The organism is Pseudomonas sp. ES3-33, assembly GCF_000952175.1.
GTDB classification, from domain to species: domain Bacteria; phylum Pseudomonadota; class Gammaproteobacteria; order Pseudomonadales; family Pseudomonadaceae; genus Aquipseudomonas; species Aquipseudomonas gregormendelii.
Window position 1 is genome coordinate 202,784 of record NZ_JZRI01000074.1, and the last position, 18,928, is coordinate 221,711.

The 18,928-nt window shown below is 60.2% G+C and carries 18 protein-coding genes and 1 pseudogene; 5 read left to right on the forward strand and 14 right to left on the reverse strand.

Annotated features, from left to right (window positions below; all coding sequences use genetic code 11):
• The first annotated feature begins 12 nt into the window (after positions 1-12).
• Positions 13-1,212, forward strand: coding sequence for a formaldehyde dehydrogenase, glutathione-independent (gene fdhA, locus UB23_RS14025; protein ID WP_045059914.1), 1,200 nt, complete (start codon positions 13-15; stop codon positions 1,210-1,212).
• A gap of 139 nt (positions 1,213-1,351) precedes the next feature.
• Here fdhA and UB23_RS14030 read toward each other — a convergent pair whose 3' ends face one another.
• The 4 genes from UB23_RS14030 to UB23_RS29920 all read right to left on the reverse strand — a co-directional run bounded on the left by UB23_RS14030 (position 1,352) and on the right by UB23_RS29920 (position 3,708).
• Positions 1,352-2,026, reverse strand: coding sequence for an anti-sigma factor (locus UB23_RS14030; RefSeq protein ID WP_045059915.1), 675 nt, complete (start codon positions 2,024-2,026; stop codon positions 1,352-1,354).
• A complete protein-coding gene (locus tag UB23_RS14035) occupies positions 2,023-2,667 on the reverse strand; it encodes a sigma-70 family RNA polymerase sigma factor (RefSeq protein ID WP_045059916.1) in 645 nt (214 codons plus the stop codon). Before UB23_RS14035 ends, UB23_RS14030 begins: the two co-directional genes overlap by 4 nt.
• A 56-nt stretch (positions 2,668-2,723) precedes the next feature.
• On the reverse strand, positions 2,724-3,317 hold the full coding sequence (locus tag UB23_RS14040; RefSeq protein ID WP_082069185.1) for a fasciclin domain-containing protein: 594 nt from the start codon (positions 3,315-3,317) through the stop codon (positions 2,724-2,726).
• Between the two features lie 97 nt (positions 3,318-3,414).
• The gene (locus UB23_RS29920; protein ID WP_177328555.1) at positions 3,415-3,708 is read right to left on the reverse strand and encodes a hypothetical protein; all 294 of its coding nucleotides are present in this window, start codon (positions 3,706-3,708) and stop codon (positions 3,415-3,417) included.
• A 51-nt stretch (positions 3,709-3,759) separates the two neighbouring features.
• On the opposite strand from UB23_RS29920, the gene UB23_RS14050 reads away from it, so the two are divergent.
• The gene (locus tag UB23_RS14050; RefSeq protein WP_045060009.1) at positions 3,760-4,317 is read left to right on the forward strand and encodes a DUF2780 domain-containing protein; all 558 of its coding nucleotides are present in this window, start codon (positions 3,760-3,762) and stop codon (positions 4,315-4,317) included.
• 1 nt (position 4,318) lies between these two features.
• Here the strand turns inward: UB23_RS14050 and UB23_RS14055 are convergent, their stop codons facing one another.
• Complete coding sequence (locus UB23_RS14055; RefSeq protein WP_045059917.1) at positions 4,319-5,206, reverse strand: acyltransferase; 888 nt, start codon at positions 5,204-5,206, stop codon at positions 4,319-4,321.
• Between the two features lie 311 nt (positions 5,207-5,517).
• Between UB23_RS14055 and rloA2 the strand changes: the two genes are divergently transcribed.
• Positions 5,518-6,024 (forward strand): retropepsin-like aspartic peptidase RloA2, encoded by a 507-nt coding sequence (rloA2, locus tag UB23_RS14060; RefSeq protein ID WP_045059918.1) that lies wholly within the window; start codon positions 5,518-5,520, stop codon positions 6,022-6,024.
• 73 nt (positions 6,025-6,097) lie between these two features.
• Positions 6,098-6,229, forward strand: a pseudogene (locus UB23_RS30265) (hypothetical protein); the annotation flags it as partial.
• An 83-nt stretch (positions 6,230-6,312) separates the two neighbouring features.
• Here UB23_RS30265 and UB23_RS14065 read toward each other — a convergent pair.
• The 8 genes from UB23_RS14065 to UB23_RS14100 form a co-directional block, all read right to left on the reverse strand.
• On the reverse strand, positions 6,313-6,942 hold the full coding sequence (locus tag UB23_RS14065) for a glutathione S-transferase (protein WP_045060010.1): 630 nt from the start codon (positions 6,940-6,942) through the stop codon (positions 6,313-6,315).
• Between the two features lie 347 nt (positions 6,943-7,289).
• Complete coding sequence (locus tag UB23_RS14070) at positions 7,290-7,469, reverse strand: hypothetical protein (RefSeq protein ID WP_045059919.1); 180 nt, start codon at positions 7,467-7,469, stop codon at positions 7,290-7,292.
• Positions 7,466-8,596, reverse strand: a complete 1,131-nt coding sequence (locus UB23_RS14075) for a PepSY-associated TM helix domain-containing protein (RefSeq protein ID WP_045059920.1) — start codon at positions 8,594-8,596, stop codon at positions 7,466-7,468. Before UB23_RS14075 ends, UB23_RS14070 begins: the two co-directional genes overlap by 4 nt.
• 71 nt (positions 8,597-8,667) lie before the next feature.
• Complete coding sequence (locus tag UB23_RS14080; RefSeq protein WP_045059921.1) at positions 8,668-11,097, reverse strand: TonB-dependent siderophore receptor; 2,430 nt, start codon at positions 11,095-11,097, stop codon at positions 8,668-8,670.
• Positions 11,098-11,245: 148 nt separating this feature from the next.
• Positions 11,246-12,247 carry a FecR domain-containing protein gene (locus tag UB23_RS14085; protein ID WP_045059922.1) on the reverse strand — a complete coding sequence of 334 codons (1,002 nt, stop codon included), beginning with the start codon at positions 12,245-12,247 and terminating at the stop codon, positions 11,246-11,248.
• Positions 12,244-12,762, reverse strand: a complete 519-nt coding sequence (locus tag UB23_RS14090) for an RNA polymerase sigma factor (protein ID WP_045059923.1) — start codon at positions 12,760-12,762, stop codon at positions 12,244-12,246. Before UB23_RS14090 ends, UB23_RS14085 begins: the two co-directional genes overlap by 4 nt.
• A gap of 112 nt (positions 12,763-12,874) precedes the next feature.
• Complete coding sequence (locus UB23_RS14095) at positions 12,875-13,582, reverse strand: 3'-5' exonuclease (protein WP_045059924.1); 708 nt, start codon at positions 13,580-13,582, stop codon at positions 12,875-12,877.
• A complete protein-coding gene (locus UB23_RS14100; RefSeq protein WP_045059925.1) occupies positions 13,579-15,519 on the reverse strand; it encodes a putative nucleotidyltransferase substrate binding domain-containing protein in 1,941 nt (646 codons plus the stop codon). Before UB23_RS14100 ends, UB23_RS14095 begins: the two co-directional genes overlap by 4 nt.
• Positions 15,520-15,768: 249 nt before the next feature.
• On the opposite strand from UB23_RS14100, the gene UB23_RS14105 reads away from it, so the two are divergent.
• Positions 15,769-16,215, forward strand: coding sequence for a response regulator (locus UB23_RS14105; RefSeq protein ID WP_045059926.1), 447 nt, complete (start codon positions 15,769-15,771; stop codon positions 16,213-16,215).
• A gap of 86 nt (positions 16,216-16,301) precedes the next feature.
• Here the strand turns inward: UB23_RS14105 and UB23_RS14110 are convergent, their stop codons facing one another.
• Positions 16,302-18,479, reverse strand: coding sequence for a malate synthase G (locus tag UB23_RS14110; RefSeq protein WP_045059927.1), 2,178 nt, complete (start codon positions 18,477-18,479; stop codon positions 16,302-16,304).
• Positions 18,480-18,928 lie beyond the last annotated feature (449 nt).

An 18,928-nucleotide genomic window follows, 5' to 3' on the forward strand; every position in this document is an offset into this window, starting at 1 on the left:
CGAGGTGAAAGCATGTCTGGCAATCGTGGTGTGGTGTATCTCGGCGCTGGCAAGGTCGAAGTACAGAAAATTGACTATCCGAAAATGCAGGACCCGCGCGGCAGGAAGATCAACCACGCTGTGATCCTGCGCGTGGTGTCCACTAACATCTGTGGTTCCGACCAGCACATGGTGCGCGGTCGGACCACCGCTCAAACCGGCCTGGTGCTGGGGCACGAAATCACCGGTGAAGTGATTGAGAAGGGCAGCGACGTCGAGAACCTGCAAATCGGTGACCTGGTGTCCGTGCCGTTCAACGTGGCTTGCGGGCGCTGCCGTTCCTGCAAGGAAATGCACACCGGTGTCTGCCTCAGCGTTAACCCGGCACGTCCGGGCGGTGCTTACGGTTATGTCGACATGGGCGACTGGACCGGCGGCCAGGCTGAATACGCCTTGGTGCCTTACGCCGACTTCAACCTGTTGAAACTGCCTGACCGCGATCGCGCGATGGAAAAAATCCGTGACCTGACCTGCCTCTCCGACATCCTGCCGACCGGTTACCACGGCGCAGTCACTGCCGGCGTTGGCCCGGGCAGCACCGTGTACATTGCAGGCGCGGGTCCAGTCGGCCTGGCCGCTGCAGCTTCCGCTCGTCTACTGGGCGCCGCTGTGGTCATCATCGGCGACGTCAACACCGTGCGCCTGGCACACGCCAAGGCCCAGGGCTTCGAAATTGCCGACCTGTCCCTGGACACCCCGCTGCACGAACAGATCGCCGCATTGCTGGGCGAGCCTGAAGTAGACTGCGCCGTAGACGCCGTCGGCTTCGAAGCGCGCGGTCATGGCCACGATGGTGCGAAACACGAGGCTCCGGCCACGGTGCTCAACTCGTTGATGGGCGTGGTTCGTGTTGCCGGCAAAATCGGCATCCCGGGCCTTTACGTGACCGAAGATCCAGGTGCAGTGGATGCCGCAGCAAAAATGGGCAGCCTGAGCATTCGCTTTGGTCTGGGCTGGGCTAAATCCCACAGCTTCCACACCGGCCAGACGCCTGTGATGAAGTACAACCGCCAGCTGATGCAGGCGATCATGTGGGACCGTATCAACATTGCCGAAGTGGTGGGCGTGCAGGTGATCAGCCTGGATCAGGCACCGGAAGGTTACGGCGAGTTTGATGCAGGTGTACCGAAGAAGTTTGTGATTGATCCGCACAAGTTGTTCAGCGCGGCGTAAACGGTTACGCAAAACAAAACGGCGACCTCAGGGTCGCCGTTTTTACATCAGAAGATCGCAGCCTTCGGCGGCTCCTATGCCGAACGCGTAACCCTGTAGGAGCTGCCGAAGGCTGCGATCTTTTGATCTTTTCGTTTGCTCACAACACCGCCAACGACCCTTGATACAACACCGGCCCCGTCGGCTGTCCGGTCGGCGAGCCCCCCTTGGGCTCCAGGCTCACCGCCAACGCAATCGGCTTGCCGATCAGCACCTTTTGCGCATCGCTCAGCTCAACCTTGCCCTTGCCACCCGCCGGAATCACGCCGAGGGAAATCGGTTTGCCATTCGCCGGTATCGCCCACAACTCCAGGCTGCGTCCCGGATCAACCGCAGCCAACGCCAGCGGCTCCACTTGCAGATAGTTGTCGTGGGCCTGAACCCTTAGCGCCGGTTGCGAATCGGCCGTCAGCAATGTCGCGCTGTACCGCGCTTCATCACGGTTGTAGAGCACGCTCAGGAACACGACGACCACCAGCGAACACAACGCCGCCGTCACCCGCATCCAGTTCCAGAAGGAACGCTTCTGTGGCACATGCAGTTTTTGTGGGTCGATGCGCGCCGTGATGCCTTGCCACACGCGTTCCGGCACCGGTTGCTCGGGCAATGCTTCGGTCAGGCTGGCGAGACTGTCCTGCCAGTGCGCCAGTTCTGCGCGTAATGCCGCGTCTTCCAGCAGCAACTGTTCAAAGCGCCGACGAGCTGCTGCGGGCATCAAGCCAATGGCGTAGTCGGCGGCGAGGGCTCGGCGCAGGCTCGGGGTTTGATAGTTCATGATTCAAGGCACCTGCGCAGGCGCTCCATACCACGGCGGATCCAGGATTTGACCGAGCCCAGCGGCGCGGCCAGGTGTTCCGCCAGTTCCGAGCAGGACAGCCCTTGAAAGTAGGCGACGGTGATCGATTGACGCTGCATGCCGTCGAGGCTTTCCAGGCAGCGGTTCAAGGCATTGGCCTCGCGTGCGGTGTTTAATAATTCGTGGGCGGATGGACTTTCATCCACCAGCGCCTGTTCTTCGAGATCGGTCAACGGTCGGTCGCGGTGTTTGCGCAGCTGGTCGATGGCTTGATTGCGGGTGATGTTGACCATCCAGGTCAGCGGCGCCGACAGATGTGCCTCATAGCGCGAAGCGTTGTTCCAGATGCGCACGAAGCTTTCCTGCAGCACTTCTTCGGCCAGGTCTTGACGCCCCATGAACCGCAGGGCAATACCGTGCAAACGCGGGCCGACACTGCGGTAAAGCGTCTCGAATGCGCGGCGGTCACCCAGCGAACACTGGGCCAGAAGCTGCCTGAGCTGATCGGTGTCGGCAATGGAAATAACGGTTCTCCAATCAGTCGAGGTGGTGAGGTGAGGCTGCGTGCGGTGCCGGTTGCAGGCAGAGGTTAGTTCACAGCGCGCAGTTGTTCCATTCACGGGCAGACACCTCGGAAAAATCCGCCGACCCCGATGCGCAGGGCCGGCGGTACAACTCAACCTTTCGGCATCAGCACTTTGTCGATGACCTGAATCACGCCGTTTGACTGGTACACGTCGTAGGTGGTGATATCGGCGACATCACCTTTTTCATCTTTGATGGTGATGTTGTGCGGGCCGTTCATCATCGCCCAGAGCTTGCCGCCAGCGACGGTGGTGAGTTCGGTCTTGCCGCCACCGGCCTTGATCTTCTCGGTCAGGGTCATCATGTCGAGTTTTCCGGCGACGACGTGGTAGGTGAGGATTTTGGTCAGGGTGGCCTTGTTTTCAGGTTTGAGCAGCGTATCGACGGTGCCGGCGGGCAGGGCGGTAAAGGCCGAATTGACCGGTGCGAACACGGTGAATGGGCCTTTGCCTTTGAGCGTGTCGACGAGGCCGGCGGCTTTCACGGCGGCGACCAGCGTGGTGTGGTCTGAGGAGTTCACCGCGTTGTCGACGATGTCTTTGCTCGGCAGCATGCTTTGGCCGCCGACCATCACCGCGTCATGGCTCATGGTTGCCGCTTGCACGGTGTTCAGGACGGATCCGCCGCCAAGGGCCAGGGTCAGCAGGCTGGCAATCAACGGCGTTTTCATCGAAGTGCGTTTCATGGTAGTGATCCTTGAGGAGGGAATCGGCCAGGAATGTCTGTCCGTGCTTGATATACGCGGCCGGGTCTAGACTGGATGCACCACGAAGAAACTCTTTTTACGGGTCACAACGCCGGACCTTGTAGGAGCTGGCAAAGCCTGCGATCTTTTGATCTTGATCTTGATCTTGATCTTGATCTTGATCTTGATCTTGATCTTGATCTTGATCTTGATCTTGATCTTGATCTTGATCTTGATCTTGATCTTGATCTTGATCTTGATCTTGATCTTGATTTTGGGCGGGCTTGAATGCGCTGAAGATCAAAAGATCGCAGCCTTCGGCAGCTACTACAGAAGCTGCGACAGGCTTACAGATGCGGGAACAATCCTCCGGGAAACCAGTCGAACGCACAGCTTTTCGCCGCTCATGGGTGGGCGGTTTATGCCTAAAGAGGTTGTCTCGATGAAGATTTCACGCGGTTTTGCACTGGCTTCGCTCATGACCCTGGCGGCCAGCCCGGTGTTCGCCGGGTTCACCCTGGACGATCTGACCAAAGCGGCGTCGAGCATGCAGGGCGGTGATGCGGCCACTAAAGCGGCGCCGACCTCGGAAACGGCGGGTCTGCTCGGCGCGCTGACTTCGCAGTTGAATGTAAAACCCGAGCAAGCCGTCGGTGGCGCCGCGGCGATGCTGGGCCTGGCGAAGAATCAGCTGAGTTCGACCGACTATTCCGAACTGGCCAAAAGCGTTCCGGGGATCGACAAGTTGTCGGGCGGTGGTGAGCTGGGCGCGTTGGCCGGTTTGCTCGGCTCGAACGGCAAGGCGGCAGGGCTGGACAATGCCTTGGGCACCGTCAAGGACACCAAAGACCTGAACAATGCGTTCAGCGCCCTGGGCATGGACACCGGCATGATCGGCCAGTTTGCCCCCTTGATCCTGCAATACCTCGGTCAACAGGGCGTTGGTGGTTCGCTGCTGCAAAGCCTCGGCAGCATCTGGGGCGCAGGTACCGGCACCTGATTCAGCGGCGCCCGGCGCGCAAGGCGTCGATGCGCTGATCTTTTTCGATCCAGAGCTGGTTGACCCAGTTTTGGATTTTTTCGCGAAAAACCGGATCGTTTTCGTAATCGCCCTGCCACAGCGCGGGGTCGAGTTCGCGGGTGTTGATGTCGATGATGACCCTCGGCAAGTTGCCGCTGATCAGGTCCCGGAAGCCCGGGATTTTCTGCTGCGGATAGACCACGGTGACGTCGAGAATCGCATCCAGCTGCTCGCCCATCGCCGCCAGCACAAACGCCACACCGCCCGCCTTGGGTTTGAGCAGGTGGGTGAAGGGTGATTGCTGATGGGCGCTTTTCGCGGCAGTGAACCGGGTACCTTCCAGGTAATTGACCACCGTCACCGGCTGGCGCTTGAACAGCTCGCAGGCCGCCTTGGTGATTTTCAGATCCTGGCCGGCAAGCTCCGGGTTCTTTGCCAGGAAGGCTTTGGTGTAGCGCTTCATGAACGGGTAATCCAGTGCCCACCACGCCAGCCCCAGGAAGGGCACCCAGATCAGTTCTTTCTTGAGGAAAAACTTGAAGAACGGCGTGCGCCGGTTCAGCGTCTGAATCAGCGCCGGAATATCGACCCAGGATTGATGATTGCTGATCACCAGATAGGACGTGTCAGTGCGCAAGTTATCGCCGCCACGGATGTCCCATTGCGTGGGGATGCACAGCCGGAAGATCAGCTTGTCGACTTCCGCCCAGGTCTCGGCGATCCACATCACCGCCCCCGACGCGTAGTCGCGCAGGCGCCCGGGCAGCACCAGCTTGAGCAAGGCAAACACCATCAGCGGCCCGAACAGGACCAAGGTGTTGAGCAACAGCAGCAGGGTAACGAAACAGCCGGTGAGCAGTCGGCGCATAAGTCACTCTTGAAATCATTTGGGCGCGTCATGATAAGCAGCTTCGGGCGCGAGGCCAAATCGGTGATGACGAATGTTTCACCTGGCTGGCGGTATGCTTGACCTCATTAACGGTCCTCAGGTCTTGTGGTGATTGATCCGACCTCTTCTCGGGCAATCCCGCTTCCACAGTAGATTGAGGTGTGCAAGATTTTTTGAACCACCCAAAACCCTGTGGGAACGGGCTTGCCCGCGACGCGATCGTAAGAACGAACGAATTACCCACTGGCTGTCTAAAATTGCGCTGCCCACTTTTCAAGGATGCCCACTACGTGAAATCCCTCTTCGCCCTGCTGACCTTGGTGGCCCTGCCAGTGATGGCCGCCGAGCCGACCCTGTACGGTCGCTACGAATACATCGCGCTGCCGGAAATCGGCGGCGAAGTGCTCAAGGCCAAAATGGACACCGGCGCCCTGACCGCGTCGCTGTCGGCCAAAGACATCGAGACCTTCACCCGTGACGGTGATGAGTGGGTGCGTTTCCGCCTTGCGACCAAGGATGCGAGCAATAAGGTCTACGAGCACAAGATTGCGCGGATCAGCAAGATCAAGACCCGCTCGGAAGAGGATGCGGACGATGATGAGTCGGCGGCGCCGACCAAGCGTCCGGTGGTGGATCTGGAGCTGTGCCTGGGTAACGTCAAACGCACGGTCGAGGTCAATTTGACGGATCGCAGCAGTTTTAACTATCCGTTGTTGATTGGGGCAAAGGCGCTGCGTGAGTTTGGTGCGGCGGTGAATCCGGCTCGGCGTTTTACCGCGGATAAGCCTGATTGCTGAGCATTGGCTGCCGATTGACGTCGCATCAACCTGGTTCACCGTTCCCCCCACTTAACTGACGGGCCCGCACGCCATGCCCCATATCCTGATGGTCGAAGACGAAGCCGCCATTGCCGATACCCTGATATTCGCCTTGCAGGGCGAGGGCTTTATCTGATTTTCCTCAGCGCCGCGCGATGCGGAAATCGATCGCGTGGTAGGGCTGTAAATCGGTGCCGACGATTACGTAGTCAAACCGTTCAGCCCCCAATCGGACCATCTTTTGAGGCCATTGCTTTGAACTGAAATTCAAACCTTGGGCATTGTGGCCAACATCGAAGGCCGCTGGCTCACCTCGAAATACCACGCCGCCAGCTGCGGATTAGGCTCGCGCCAAGCCAGGTCCGGATGGCGCAGATCCAGATAACCAAGGGCACAAGCCACACTGATCGCCGCCACATCAAAATGACTGGTCAGCTCGGCGATGGCCTCTGCTTCAAGCAATGCGAGCGCGCGGCGGATTTTGTCGCGCTGGCCGTCAAGCCAGGCATCCCAGTGTTTTTCCGGGGCGCGCAGGGCGACTTCGTAACGTGTGAGCACGGCGGCGTCCATGATGCCGTCGGCCATGGAGGCGAGCGTCAGGCGGCGCCAGCGGGCCGAGCCTTCGCGGGGGATCAGCGGATTGCCAACGTGCTGGTGATCGAGGTAATCGAGGATCACCCGGCTGTCGTGGATGACGTTGCCGTCGGCCAGGCGCAGGGCGGGGATTTTGCTCAGGGGGTTGTCGTTGATCAGGCTCGGGTCTGGGTCGACTGGGGAGAGCACGCAGTTTTGCAGGGCGACTCGGTCCTGTTGACCGGTTTCGTGCAGCAGCACCATGACTTTGCGTACGAAAGGCGAGAGGGAGTTGTGGTAGAGGGTCATGGTCGGGGTGGACATGGCGGCGTCTCGGTCAGTGGTGGTGGCAGGCAGCGGTGGGAGCAAGGCTTGCCCGCGATGACGGTAGCACATCTGAAATTGATGTAACTGACGCACCGCCATCGGTATATCAGCCGACACAGATGTCGACTGATATACCGCTTTCGCGAGCAAGTCCGCTCCCACAGGTTTTGCATTTTCAGGTGGCGGGCAACGAGGGGACCGTAGGAGCTGCCGCAGGCTGCGATCTTTTGATCTTGAAAATCAAAAGATCAAAAGATCAAAAGATCGCAGCCTGCGGCAGCTCCTACGGGGACGTCGCGTTATCGGCATTATTGACGTTACCGGCGTTACCGGCGTTACCGGCGTTACCGGCGTTGCAGGAGGCCTCGCAGGGCGAAGGCGGCGGGAATGCCCAGGCCCAGCCAGCTCAAAGCATCCCACACGCCATCGCCCAGCAACGCCGCGAACAACCCGGCGGCGGTGAACAGGCCGATGACCGTGGGAATGGCAAAGACTTTCCAGAAATTCGACTGGCGCGGCCTCATGCTTGAGCCTCCGCAGTTTCAAGCACAGGCTTTGCCGCTTTGCGCCGCACGACCCACAGGTACGCCCCGCTGCCGAGCACGATGATGGTCAGCACATCCAGGGTCGCCCACAGGATTTTCATCGGCATGCCGCCGTAATCACCAAAGTGCAACGGCTGCGACATGCCCATGACGTCCATGTACCACGGCCGCTCCGCCACGGCAGTGACTTGCAGGGTGCTGGCGTCAATCAGCACTGGCGTCAGCAGGTGGGAGGTCAGGTGCGTGTTGCCTTTCATGAATACGGCGTAATGATGCTCGCTGGAGAACCGCGTGCCGGGGAAGGCGATGAAGTCGGGTTGCATGTCCGGTGCGACCTCGCTGGCGATGTCCAGCAGGCGAGTCGGTGGCGCGAGCTGCGTCAGCACGGGTGCGTCGGCCTTGGGCGCGATCATCGCGCCCAAGGCCTCATTGCGCCATGCCGCGATCAGCAGGTCGGCACAGGCGCTGATCACTCCGGTGACACCGACCACCAGCATCCAGGTCAGGGCCACGACGCCGATCAGGTTATGCAGGTCGAGCCAGCGCAGGCGTGTGGATTTATCCTGGCGCACGGTGGCGAATTTCAACCGGCGCATGAACGGCAGGTACAGCACTGTCCCGGACACGATGGCTACCACGAACAGAATGCCCATGAACGCCAGCAACAGCTTGCCCGGCAGGCCGGCGAACATGTCCACGTGCAGTCGCAGCATGATCATCATGAAACCGCCGTTCGCCGAAGGCATTTCCAGTGCTTCACCGGTGCGGGCGTCGAGCATGAAGGTATGGGACGAATTCGGCTCGGTTCCGGCAGTGGCCGCCATGATCGCGAACGCGGCATTGGGGTCTTCTTCGTCGAAACCGAAGTACTGCATGACTTCGCCCGGCCGATGTTTTTCCGCCGCCAGCACCAGTTGCTGCAAGTTCAGCCGCGCAGTGCCGGCGGGCATTTCCTTGAGCTCGGGTGCATCGCCCAGGAGATGGTCGATCTCGTGGTGAAAAATCAATGGCAAGCCGGTTACCGCCAGCATCAGCAGGAACACGGTGCAAATCAGGCTGGTCCAGGTATGGACGAAGGACCAGCGGCGGATCGTTTTACTCTTCATTTGCAGCCCTTCAGAAATACCAAAGCCGTCCTCGAAGGACGGCCCGGTGTTGGGTGTGTCAGGTCAAGCGTTTACCACTTGTAGGTCGCACTGGCGACGACACTGCGCTGGTCGCCGTAGTAGCAATAGAAACTGTCACAGGTGGAGATGTAATCCTTGTAGAACAAGTTGGTGGCGTTCAGTGCCAGGGACGCACCTTTGAGGCTGTTGTCCAGGCGGCCGAGATCGTAGTGGACAGCGGCGTCGAACACGGTGAAAGCGTCCGCCTTGCCCAGCTCGGTGTTGGCCTGGTCGCCATAGGTATTACCGGTGTAGCGAACGCCGCCGCCTACGCCAAAGCCGTCGAGCACACCGGTGTGCCAGGTGTAGTCGGTCCACAGCGAAGCCTGCTGGTTGGGCATCAGTTGCAGGCGATTGCCCTTGAACGCGCCGTCCTGTACCTCGGATTTGGCCAGGGTGTAGGCCGCGATGACTTTGAGGTTTTCGGTCACGTCGGAGACGGCTTCCAGTTCCAGCCCTTTGACTTTCACTTCGCCGGTCTGGCTGGTGATCGAGACATTATTGGAGTTGGTGGTGGTGACGGAGACGTTCTTCTGCGTCAGGGTATACACCGCAGCGGTCAGCAGGGTGTTGCTCCCAGGCGGTTGATACTTGATACCCAACTCCCATTGCTCGCCTTCGGTAGGCTTGAACGAATCGGTGGGCGAGGCCGTGGCGTTGCTGGTTGGCTGGAACGATTCGGCGTAGGACAGGTAGGGCACGATGCCGTTGTCGAACACGTAGCTGATGGCCGCATTGGCGCTGAATTTCTTGTCGCGCTCGGTGTTGGTGGCATCACCTTTGTTGAAAAATTTGGTACCGGTGTGCACCCAGTCTTCACGACCGCCCAGCGTCAGTCGCCATTGATCGATGTACATCTGGTCCTGCACATACAGGCCGGTCTGGTAGGTCTTCTGATCGTAGTCGTAGAACGCATCGGAACGCGGCGGGCGCACGATGGGCAGTCCATAGACGGGATTGTTGACGTTGGTGGTCAGGCCATCGCCGAAAATCGAGGTGTAGTTGGTGTTGGTGCGCTGGTGATCGAGGCCGATCAACAAGGTGTGACCTACATCACCCGTGGCGAAATCGGCCTGGAAGTTGTTGTCCACGGCGAATTGGCTGATGTCTTCGTCGACACTGGTGCTCGAACGACCGACATTGCCTTGGGCGTCCACCTGGGTGAACGGGTAGGCGCCGGGGGTGAGCGCCTGGAACGACAGGTCCGATTTGGTGTAGCGCAGGTTCTGCTTGAACTGCCAGACATCGTTCAGGCGATGCTCGAAGGCATAACCCAAGGCGTAGTAGGTGCGGTCGTAGTATTCCCAGTCTGGATCACCGAGGTTCTTGTGATGGGAAATGTCACCCAGTGGCGAGCGGATTTTGGTGCCCTGTATCGGCAGGAACTGGCTGGTGATGCCGGTATCGTCGCGGGTGAACTGCGTCAGCAGGGTAAATTTGGTGTCGTCGTCGATGTTCCAGGTCAGGCTGGGCGCAATGTTGTAGCGCTTGTTATCGACGTGGTCGATCTGCGTGCCGCTGTCGCGGACCACTGCGCTTAGGCCGTAGAGGAACCGACCGTCTTCGTCGATCTTGCCGGTGCTGGCAAAGTTGATCTGGCGATGATTGTCACTGCCATATTCCACCTGGATTTCACTGCTCGACTCGGCGCTGGGGCGGCGGCTGACCATGTCCAGCATGCCGCCCGGCGGGGTCTGGCCATACACGGAGGAGGCCGGACCGCGCAGCAGGGCGAGTCGATCGAGGTTCCAGGTTTCCTGTTTCGGGTTGGCGTATACGCCTTTTGGCAGCGGCAGGCCGTCGAGGAACTGGGTCGGTTCGAAGCCGCGTACACGCAACCAGTCGGCACGGGTGTCGCTGCCGTAGCTGCTGGCGACGATGCCGGGCATGTAGCGCACGGCGTCATCAATGTTCTGTACGTTGCGGTCGTCCATCTGCTGGCGAGTGACGACCGAGATCGAGCGCGGTGCTTCCACCAGGGCAGTGTCGGTCTTGGTGCCGGCAGCAGTGCGAGTGGCGAGGTAGCCGTCAACCGGGCCCCAGGCGCTCTCGGTGTTTTCCACTCCTGTCACATTGGTCGTCGGCAGGGCCATCACGCCCTCAGGCACGGCCACCAGGCTGAACGTGCCCGCGCTGCTTTGCTCCAGTTGCAAGCCGGTGCCACGCAACGCTTCGCGCAAGGCGCCGGTGGCGTCGAACTGGCCCTGGACGGGTGCCGAGGTTTTACCGGCGGCAAGCGAGGGGTTCAGCGACAGCGCAAGGCCCGCCTGGCTGGCGATCTGGTTCAAGGTGCTGGCCAGGGGAGCCGCCGGCAAGTTGTAGGCGCGCACGCTGGAGGCCTGCTCGGCGGCCAATAGCGGGCCGCTGGCCAGCGGGGCGCTGAGGGCAATGGCCACGGCCAACAGGCTGGGGCGCAACAAGGTGTCTAGCGTACGGGACATAAAGCGGCTCCTGAAAGGGAATACTTCTCAATTGCCTAGGTGCCGAACGAAATTCCAAAAGTGATAGGGCCAGGTGAAAATAATTTTGATTCAGGTTTTGCAGTGAATCTCCTGGCCTCCTCGCGAGCAAGCGTTGCTCCCACAGGTTTCAAGGCTCAGCCTCAGCCTCAGCCTCAGCCTCAGCCTCAGCCTCAGCCTTCGCCACCGTCACCCACCACTGCGTGTGCTGCTCAATCTGCACTGGCAGTGTTGGCAGCAATGCGCGCAAGGCCTTGTCGGTATCCTTCAACGGGAAACTGCCGGTGATCCGCAGGTCTGCAATTTCGGGCGCTACGCCCAGATAACCCGGCCGGTAACGACTCAGTTCATGCACCAGGTCTTCCAGGCGCGCGTTGTCCACCACCAGCATGCCGCGAGTCCAGGCGTCGGCGCCGGGCTTGAGCGCGACGACCGGGCCCAGGCCGTTGTTGCGCATCAGCACCTGCTGGCCTTCGCGCAGAATCTGTTCGTCGCGGCTCGCCTGCGGGTGGGCGGCCACTGCGGATTTCAACACGCTAAGGCGTGTGCCATCCTCTTCGCGCTTGACCAGGAACCGCGTTCCCAGTGCGCGCAGGCTGCCTTCGCGGGTTTCGACGATAAACGGCCGGGCATCGCCGTGGCCGGTTTCAACGAGGATTTCGCCGTCCTGAAGAATCACCCGACGCTGCGTCTCGTCAAACCGCACGTCCACGGCGCTATGGGTGTTCAGGTTGATCACGGTGCCGTCGCTCAGGCGCAAGGTGCGCTGCTCGCCAGTGGCCGTGCGCTGATCGGCCAGCCAATAGTCGAGCGGCAAGTAACGCTCTCCCGCAAACAATGCCAGGCCAATCACCGCCACGATGCTGGCCAGGCCGCTGCCCAGCTTGCGCACGCGTCGGCGGATGCCCTCACGCGATTGCAGCAACGCGGCGCGGGCCGGGCCATTGGCTACACTGAAACGCTGGTCAAGCATGCCCAACTGACGCCAGGCGCGCGCGTGCTCTTCGTGGGCGGCGTGCCATTTGGCGAACTCTTCGCGCTCCACCGGGTTGGCGCAATCCAGTGACAGCTGCCAGGCAATCGCCGCGTCCAGTACCTGGGCCGAGACCGGTTTGGAGCTCACGGGGCTCATGCTGGCTCACCGTACAGCGCGATGTAGCACTGGCGAATGCCTTGGGCCAGGTATTGCCTGACCCGGGGTACCGACACCCCGAGACGCTGGGCGATTTCTGCGTGGCTGAGGCCGTCGAGACGGTTATACAGAAACGCCGCACGCGCCTTGCTCGACAGTTTGCCGAGCAGGCGATCGATGTTTTTCAGGTCTTCGAGAATGAGTTGCTGCTCTTCCACCGAGGGGTGTTCGCCCTCGGGAATGAGCATCAGCTCGGTCAGGTAGGCTTGCTCCAGGGCGGCGCGGCGGAAGTAGTCGAACAGCAGACCCTTGGCGATTGCCACCAGAAACGCCCGGGGTTCGCGGGGCTCGTGGATTTCGCCACGCCCCAGCAGTCGTACGAACGTGTCCTGACTGAGGTCTTCGGCCCGTTGCGGGCAGGCAACGTTGCGGCGCAGCCAAGCCAATAGCCAGCTGCGGTGGTCGCGATATAGCGCACCGACGAGCTCACTGTGGGGGCTTTGGACTGACGGCACGCAGCATCACCGATTGGGAAGAGTTAACTAACGAGAATTGTTCGCGATTGTGGCAGAGGCGGGGGAGGTAAGCAATTGGCGCTGGTCGGGTGGTTTAGTCAGGCGCCGTCTATCAGAAGGAGGGAGACTGCTGCCGCCGCTTCCACTGACTCAGCCGCTGCTGCAGATTCAACGGGCTGTGAATCTGCTGCTGCCGTGCCCGGCTGAACAGGATCAGTGCCAGTTCGGCGGTGGCCAGTGCGTCGGCACTGGCGTTATGGCGCTCGAACACTTCGAGTTTGAACCAGTCTATCCACTCGTCCAGTCCGGCCTCGCGGATAGGCGCCTGGGGGCACAATAGCGGGGCGATGTCTGCCACATCGAGAAAGGTATTCTGCAACTTGTACCCCAGATGATCCTTCAGTGCCCGGCCGAGCATGTGCTGATCGAAGGGGGCATGAAAAGCCAGCACCGGGCTGTCCCCCAGGAACTCCATGAACTCCAGCAACGCCTGCGCCGGATCGCTGCCCGCCGCAATGGCGCTTGGGCCAAGGCCATGGATCAGCACACTGGGGGCCAGTTTCATGTCGGCGCATTGCAGGGTTCGTTCGAACTGCTGACTGAAGTCGATGGCCCCGTCCTCGATCACTACCGCACCAATCGACAACACCCGATCCTTGTTCAGGTTAAGCCCCGTGGTTTCCAGGTCCAGCACCACCCAGCGTTGTTCGCGAAGGCTGCATTCGCTCAGCCCGATCGCCGGCGGCAAGCGACCCAGACGTTGCAATATTTCGCCAGACAGCGCGGGGCCGGCGGGGCGCAACCAGGAAAACAGGCTCACAACTGATACCTCACTGTGAGGCTGCTTTGCAGACGCTGGGCCTGGCGCAGGGATTCACGCAGGATTCGCCGATCCAGCTGATTGAGGCTGTCGGGGTCGACCCGGTTGGAGTAGGGCAGGTTCTCCCGGGTCTGTAGCTGATGCTGCTGCATGCGGGTTTGCTGGATGAAATGATAGGCCTCTTCGTAGGCCGCGCCGTCCAGCCGGTCGATGACCTCTTTATCAACCAGTTGGCGAAAGCGTTCCAAGGTGTTGTTGGTCTCGATTCCGTTGGCCAGCGCCAGCAACCGGGCGCCGTCGACGAAGGGCGTTAGGCCCTGGACTTTCAAATCCATCGTGGCTTTCTCGCCATGTTTGCGTGCCAGCACGAATTCGCGGAAGCGTCCTACAGGTGGGCGGTTGCGCAGGGCATTGTCGGCCATCATGCGCTGGAACAAACGATTGTCGGCGACCTGGTCGAGAATGCCCCTGCGCAATTGTTCACAGCCTTGCTCATCGCCCCAGACCACGCGAAGGTCGAAATAGATACTCGAGCCCAGCAGGTTTTCCGGCGTGGCCTCGCGGATGAACGCCGAGAAACGTCGCGCCCATTCAGCGCGGGACAAACACAGCTCGGGGTTGCCGGCCATGATGTTGCCCTTGCACAGGGTAAAACCGCACAGCGCCAGGCTCTGGTTGATCTGTTGGGCGATGGGTAGCAATTTGCCGCGAATTTCTGCCGCATGGGCGGCGTCCCTCGCCTCGAACAGAATGCCGTTGTCCTGGTCGGTGTGCAGCGTCTGCTCGCGACGGCCTTCGCTGCCGAAACATAGCCAGCTGAATGGCACGCCCGGGTCGCCTTTCTCGGCCAGTGTCAGTTCGATCACCCTGCACACCGTGTGATCGTTAAGCAGGGTGATGATATGGGTGATCTGGGTGGAAGACGCGCCGTGGGCCAGCATGCGCTCCACCAGTTGGCCGATCTCGCCGCGCAGCGCCACCAGGCTTTCCACGCGCTGGGCACTGCGGATAGTCCGCGCCAGGTGCACCAGATCGACCCGCTGCAGGGAAAACAGGTCACGTTCCGACACCACACCGCACAGGCGGTGGTCCTTGACCAGGCAGACGTGGGCAATGTGCCGCTCGGTCATGGCGATCGCTGCATCAAATGCACTGTGGTCCGGGGTTAAAAAGAATGGTGCGCGGGTCATGTGCCGTTCTATGGCTTCATTGAAGTCGTTGGTGCCGCCTGCCACCACGTGCCGCAAGTCGCGCAGGGTGAAAATCCCCAGCGGGGCCTTATCGCCATCGACCACCACAATGCTGCCGACCTGTTGTTCATGCATCAGGGTCACGGCTTCGCGCAGTGGCGTGACCGGGCTGCAGGTCACTGGATGACGCATGGCCAACTCGCCCAGGCGGGTATTGAGCGAGTATTGGGTGCCCAGGGTTTCCACGGCTTTTTGCTGGACTTGCTGGTTGACCTGATCCAGCAGGCTGCTGACGCCACGCAGGGCGAAATCGCGAAAGGTGTGGGAAAGCGCGAACAGTTTGATGAACGCCAGCTTGTTCAGTTGCAGGCAGAAGGTGTCTTCAGCCGCCAGGTGCTCGGTACGAGTGGCCCGCTCACCCAGCAACGCTGCGAGAGGAAAGCACTCGCCGGTGGTGATTTCGAAGGTGGTTTCGGTGCCGCCTTTGGCGGTGTGCGGGCGCTCACCCACGACGCGGCCTTGTTTGACGATGTAGAAGTGTTCAACAGGGCCATCGTCAGGCTTGATGATGCTCTCGCCGGGTCCGTAAAAGCGCAGCTGACATTGCTCGACCAGGTACGCCAGGTGAGCGTGTTCCATGTGATTGAACGGCGGGAAGCGCTGAAGGAACTGCAAAGTGCCCTGGATGTTTTGCAACACCGCAGTTTTCCCTGCCTGGGTGAAGGCGTCCGCTTTACTCATAACCATTACCGCAGTCGTTTGGAATTATTGTTGTCGGATGACTTCAACATGGTCGGCCCATGGGCGCAGGGTGCCCATTGGACGTAAGTCTAGGTAGGCAACGACCGGATTAACTATCGGAAGAGTCCGACGTAACGTTGGGAAAAATCTCACTCCCCACCTATTGGAAATAAATCCGACGAAGTGCACATTGAACCGCTGGCTGGCGATGTCTCACGAGTGGGCCAGGAACGATTTGTAACCTTTGAGAAAGCCATGTCCGACCAAGATATCCTGAGTGACGCCGAGCGCGAGGCGCTAAGTGCGGTCATGCTCGAACCCGATCTACCGCCCCAGCGTGTGTTGATCGTCGATGATGACAAAGATGCACGTGAATTATTGTCGGAGATCCTGGCGCTGGATGGTATTCGCTGCCTGACCGCAGCCAGCGGTGAAACCGCACTGAAGATGCTGGACGAGAAACCCTCGATTGGCCTGGTGATCACCGATTTGCGGATGGGGCATGTCGATGGCCTGGACCTGATCCGCCAGGTTCGTGAATCGGTGCGGGCGGCGATGCCGATCATCATTGTGTCCGGCGATGCCGATGTGAAAGACGCCATCGCAGCGATGCACCTGAGCGTGGTGGACTTTCTGCTCAAGCCCATTGATACCGTGAAGCTGCTGGGTTTGGTGAAGCACGAGTTGGGATTGGAGCCATAGTCAACTCCCAAAAACTATCTCATTCATATGCAAAAAGGCCCTGATCCGAAGATCAGGGCCTTTTTTTGTTCGCCGCTAGCGTTTACTCAGAGGCCATTGGCAGCCTTGAACTCACGGCGACGACGGTGCAGGACCGGCTCGGTGTAGCCGTTCGGCTGCTTCGTACCTTCCACCACCAGTTCGACCGCCGCCTGGAAGGCGATGTTGCTGTCGAAGTCCGGAGCCAGTGGGCGGTACAGCGGGTCGTTGGCGTTCTGACGGTCAACCACCGGCGCCATGCGCTTGAGGCTTTCCATCACTTGTTCTTCGGTGACGATGCCGTGACGCAGCCAGTTGGCGATGTGCTGGCTGGAGATACGCAGGGTCGCACGGTCTTCCATCAGGCCGACGTCATTGATGTCCGGCACCTTGGAGCAACCTACGCCCTGATCGATCCAGCGCACCACGTAGCCGAGAATGCCCTGGGCGTTGTTGTCCAGTTCGTTCCTGATCTGCTCCGCAGTCCAGCTCGGGTTCACGGCAAGCGGAATGGTCAGGATGTCGTCCACCGAAGCGCGGGCACGCTTGGCCAGTTCGGCCTGACGAGCGAACACGTCGACCTTGTGGTAGTGCAATGCGTGCAACGCCGCTGCGGTTGGTGACGGTACCCAGGCGGTGTTTGCACCGGCCAGAGGGTGAGCGACTTTCTGTTCAAGCATCGCCGCCATCAGGTCGGGCATTGCCCACATGCCTTTACCGATTTGCGCACGACCTTGCAGGCCGGTGCTCAAGCCAATATCGACGTTCCAGTTCTCGTAGGCGCCGATCCATTTTTCAGCCTTCATGTCGGCCTTGCGCACCATCGGGCCGGCTTCCATGGAGGTGTGGATTTCGTCGCCAGTGCGGTCGAGGAAGCCGGTGTTGATGAACACCACGCGCTCGGCGGCTGCCTGGATGCATGCCTTGAGGTTGACCGTGGTGCGGCGCTCCTCGTCCATGATCCCGACCTTGAGGGTGTTGCGCGGCAGGTCCAGCACGTCTTCGATGCGACCGAACAGCTCGTTGGTGAACGCGGCTTCTTCCGGGCCGTGCATCTTCGGCTTCACGATATAGACCGAGCCCGTGCGGCTGTTCTTGCGCGAATTGTTGCCGTTGAGGCTGTGAATCGCGGCCAGGCACGTTACCAGGCCGTCGAGAATGCCTTCCGGCACTTCGTTGCCGTCCTTGTCGAGGATGGCGTCGATGGTCATCAGGTGACCCACGTTACGCACGAACAACAGGGAGCGGCCATGCAGGCTCAGTTCCTTGCCGTCGACGCCGGTGTAGGTGCGGTCGGCGTTCATGGTGCGGGTGAAAGTCTTGCCGCCTTTGGCAACTTCTTCCGCCAGGTCGCCCTTCATCAGGCCGAGCCAGTTGCGGTAGATCACCACCTTGTCGTCAGCATCGACAGCCGCTACGGAGTCTTCGCAGTCCATGATGGTCGTCAACGCGGCTTCCATCAGGATGTCTTTGACGCCGGCCGCGTCCGTCTGGCCGACGGGGGTGCGGGCATCGACCTGGATTTCGAAATGCAGGCCGTTGTTCTTCAGCAGGATCGCGGTGGGTGCCCCGGCATCGCCATGGAAGCCGATCAGCTGAGCGTCGTCGCGCAGTCCGGAATTACTGCCGCCTTTGAGGGCGACCACCAGTTTGCCGTCAACAATCTTGTAGCTGGTGGAGTCTACGTGCGAGCCGGCAGCCAGGGGGGCCGCTTCGTCGAGGAAGGCGCGGGCGAAGGCAATGACCTTGTCGCCGCGGACCTTGTTGTAGCCTTGGCCTTTTTCCGCACCGTCGGCTTCGCTGATGGCATCAGTGCCGTAAAGCGCGTCGTACAGCGAACCCCAGCGGGCATTGGAGGCGTTGAGCGCGAAGCGCGCGTTCATCACCGGCACCACGAGTTGCGGGCCGGCCATGCGGGCGATTTCGTCATCGACGTTTTGCGTCGTTGCCTGGAAATCGGCCGCTTCTGGCAGCAGATAACCGATGTCTTGCAAGAAGGCTTTGTAGGCCACGGCGTCATGTGCATGGCCGGCACGCGCTTGGTGCCAGCCATCGATACGAGCCTGGAAATCATCGCGTTTGGCGAGTAGGGCTTTGTTCTTCGGCGCCAGGTCATGAATGACCTTGTCGGCACCGGCCCAGAACTTATCGGCGGTGAGGCCGGTACCGGGAATGGCTTCGTTGTTCACGAAGTCGAACAGGACTTTGGCGACCTGCAGGCCACCGACTTGAACGTGTTCAGTCATTGCTTGCCTCACTCTGCTCAGCTATTTCGCTTTTCAGCTCTTCAATTATGACAATGAAGCCTCTGGCCATTTAAACCACAAACCCTGGCGCCAGTACATGCCCTTGCGGGCGGCTGGGGTTGGTCCAATCAACGGCTTGAAGCCTTGCTGATGGGGCTTTCAGGGGTTGCGACTGCGCCTTGGCAGACATCGATCCAACGTTATGTAGTGCGCGCTGCGGCATACTACATGATGAATTGCGGTTGTGAAAATTAGACTAATTGCGTCGTTCTGCGACCCCATGACGCATTGCGGTCGCGACGGGGAACGGGATGTTCTCAAAAAAGTGATGGATTGTTCCAGCTAAATATAAAAAGTTGTACACGATTTGTGGTTTGCAGGTTTTTCGTGGGTCACCCAATCGCCAGCAGGCTCGCTCTCACAGGACGCAATCCGTGTGGGAGTGAGCC

Coding starts and splice junctions, on each gene's coding strand:
- UB23_RS14050 (WP_045060009.1), top strand. CDS start 3,760: ATGAAGATTTCACGCGGTTTTGCACTGGCTTCGCTCATGACCCTGGCG.
- UB23_RS14075 (WP_045059920.1), bottom strand. CDS start 8,596: ATGAAGAGTAAAACGATCCGCCGCTGGTCCTTCGTCCATACCTGGACC.
- UB23_RS14100 (WP_045059925.1), bottom strand. CDS start 15,519: ATGGTTATGAGTAAAGCGGACGCCTTCACCCAGGCAGGGAAAACTGCG.
- fdhA (WP_045059914.1), top strand. CDS start 13: ATGTCTGGCAATCGTGGTGTGGTGTATCTCGGCGCTGGCAAGGTCGAA.
- UB23_RS14055 (WP_045059917.1), bottom strand. CDS start 5,206: ATGCGCCGACTGCTCACCGGCTGTTTCGTTACCCTGCTGCTGTTGCTC.
- UB23_RS14110 (WP_045059927.1), bottom strand. CDS start 18,479: ATGACTGAACACGTTCAAGTCGGTGGCCTGCAGGTCGCCAAAGTCCTG.
- UB23_RS14040 (WP_082069185.1), bottom strand. CDS start 3,317: ATGAAACGCACTTCGATGAAAACGCCGTTGATTGCCAGCCTGCTGACC.
- UB23_RS14105 (WP_045059926.1), top strand. CDS start 15,769: ATGTCCGACCAAGATATCCTGAGTGACGCCGAGCGCGAGGCGCTAAGT.
- UB23_RS14070 (WP_045059919.1), bottom strand. CDS start 7,469: ATGAGGCCGCGCCAGTCGAATTTCTGGAAAGTCTTTGCCATTCCCACG.
- UB23_RS14085 (WP_045059922.1), bottom strand. CDS start 12,247: ATGAGCCCCGTGAGCTCCAAACCGGTCTCGGCCCAGGTACTGGACGCG.
- UB23_RS14030 (WP_045059915.1), bottom strand. CDS start 2,026: ATGAACTATCAAACCCCGAGCCTGCGCCGAGCCCTCGCCGCCGACTAC.
- UB23_RS14065 (WP_045060010.1), bottom strand. CDS start 6,942: ATGTCCACCCCGACCATGACCCTCTACCACAACTCCCTCTCGCCTTTC.
- UB23_RS14080 (WP_045059921.1), bottom strand. CDS start 11,097: ATGTCCCGTACGCTAGACACCTTGTTGCGCCCCAGCCTGTTGGCCGTG.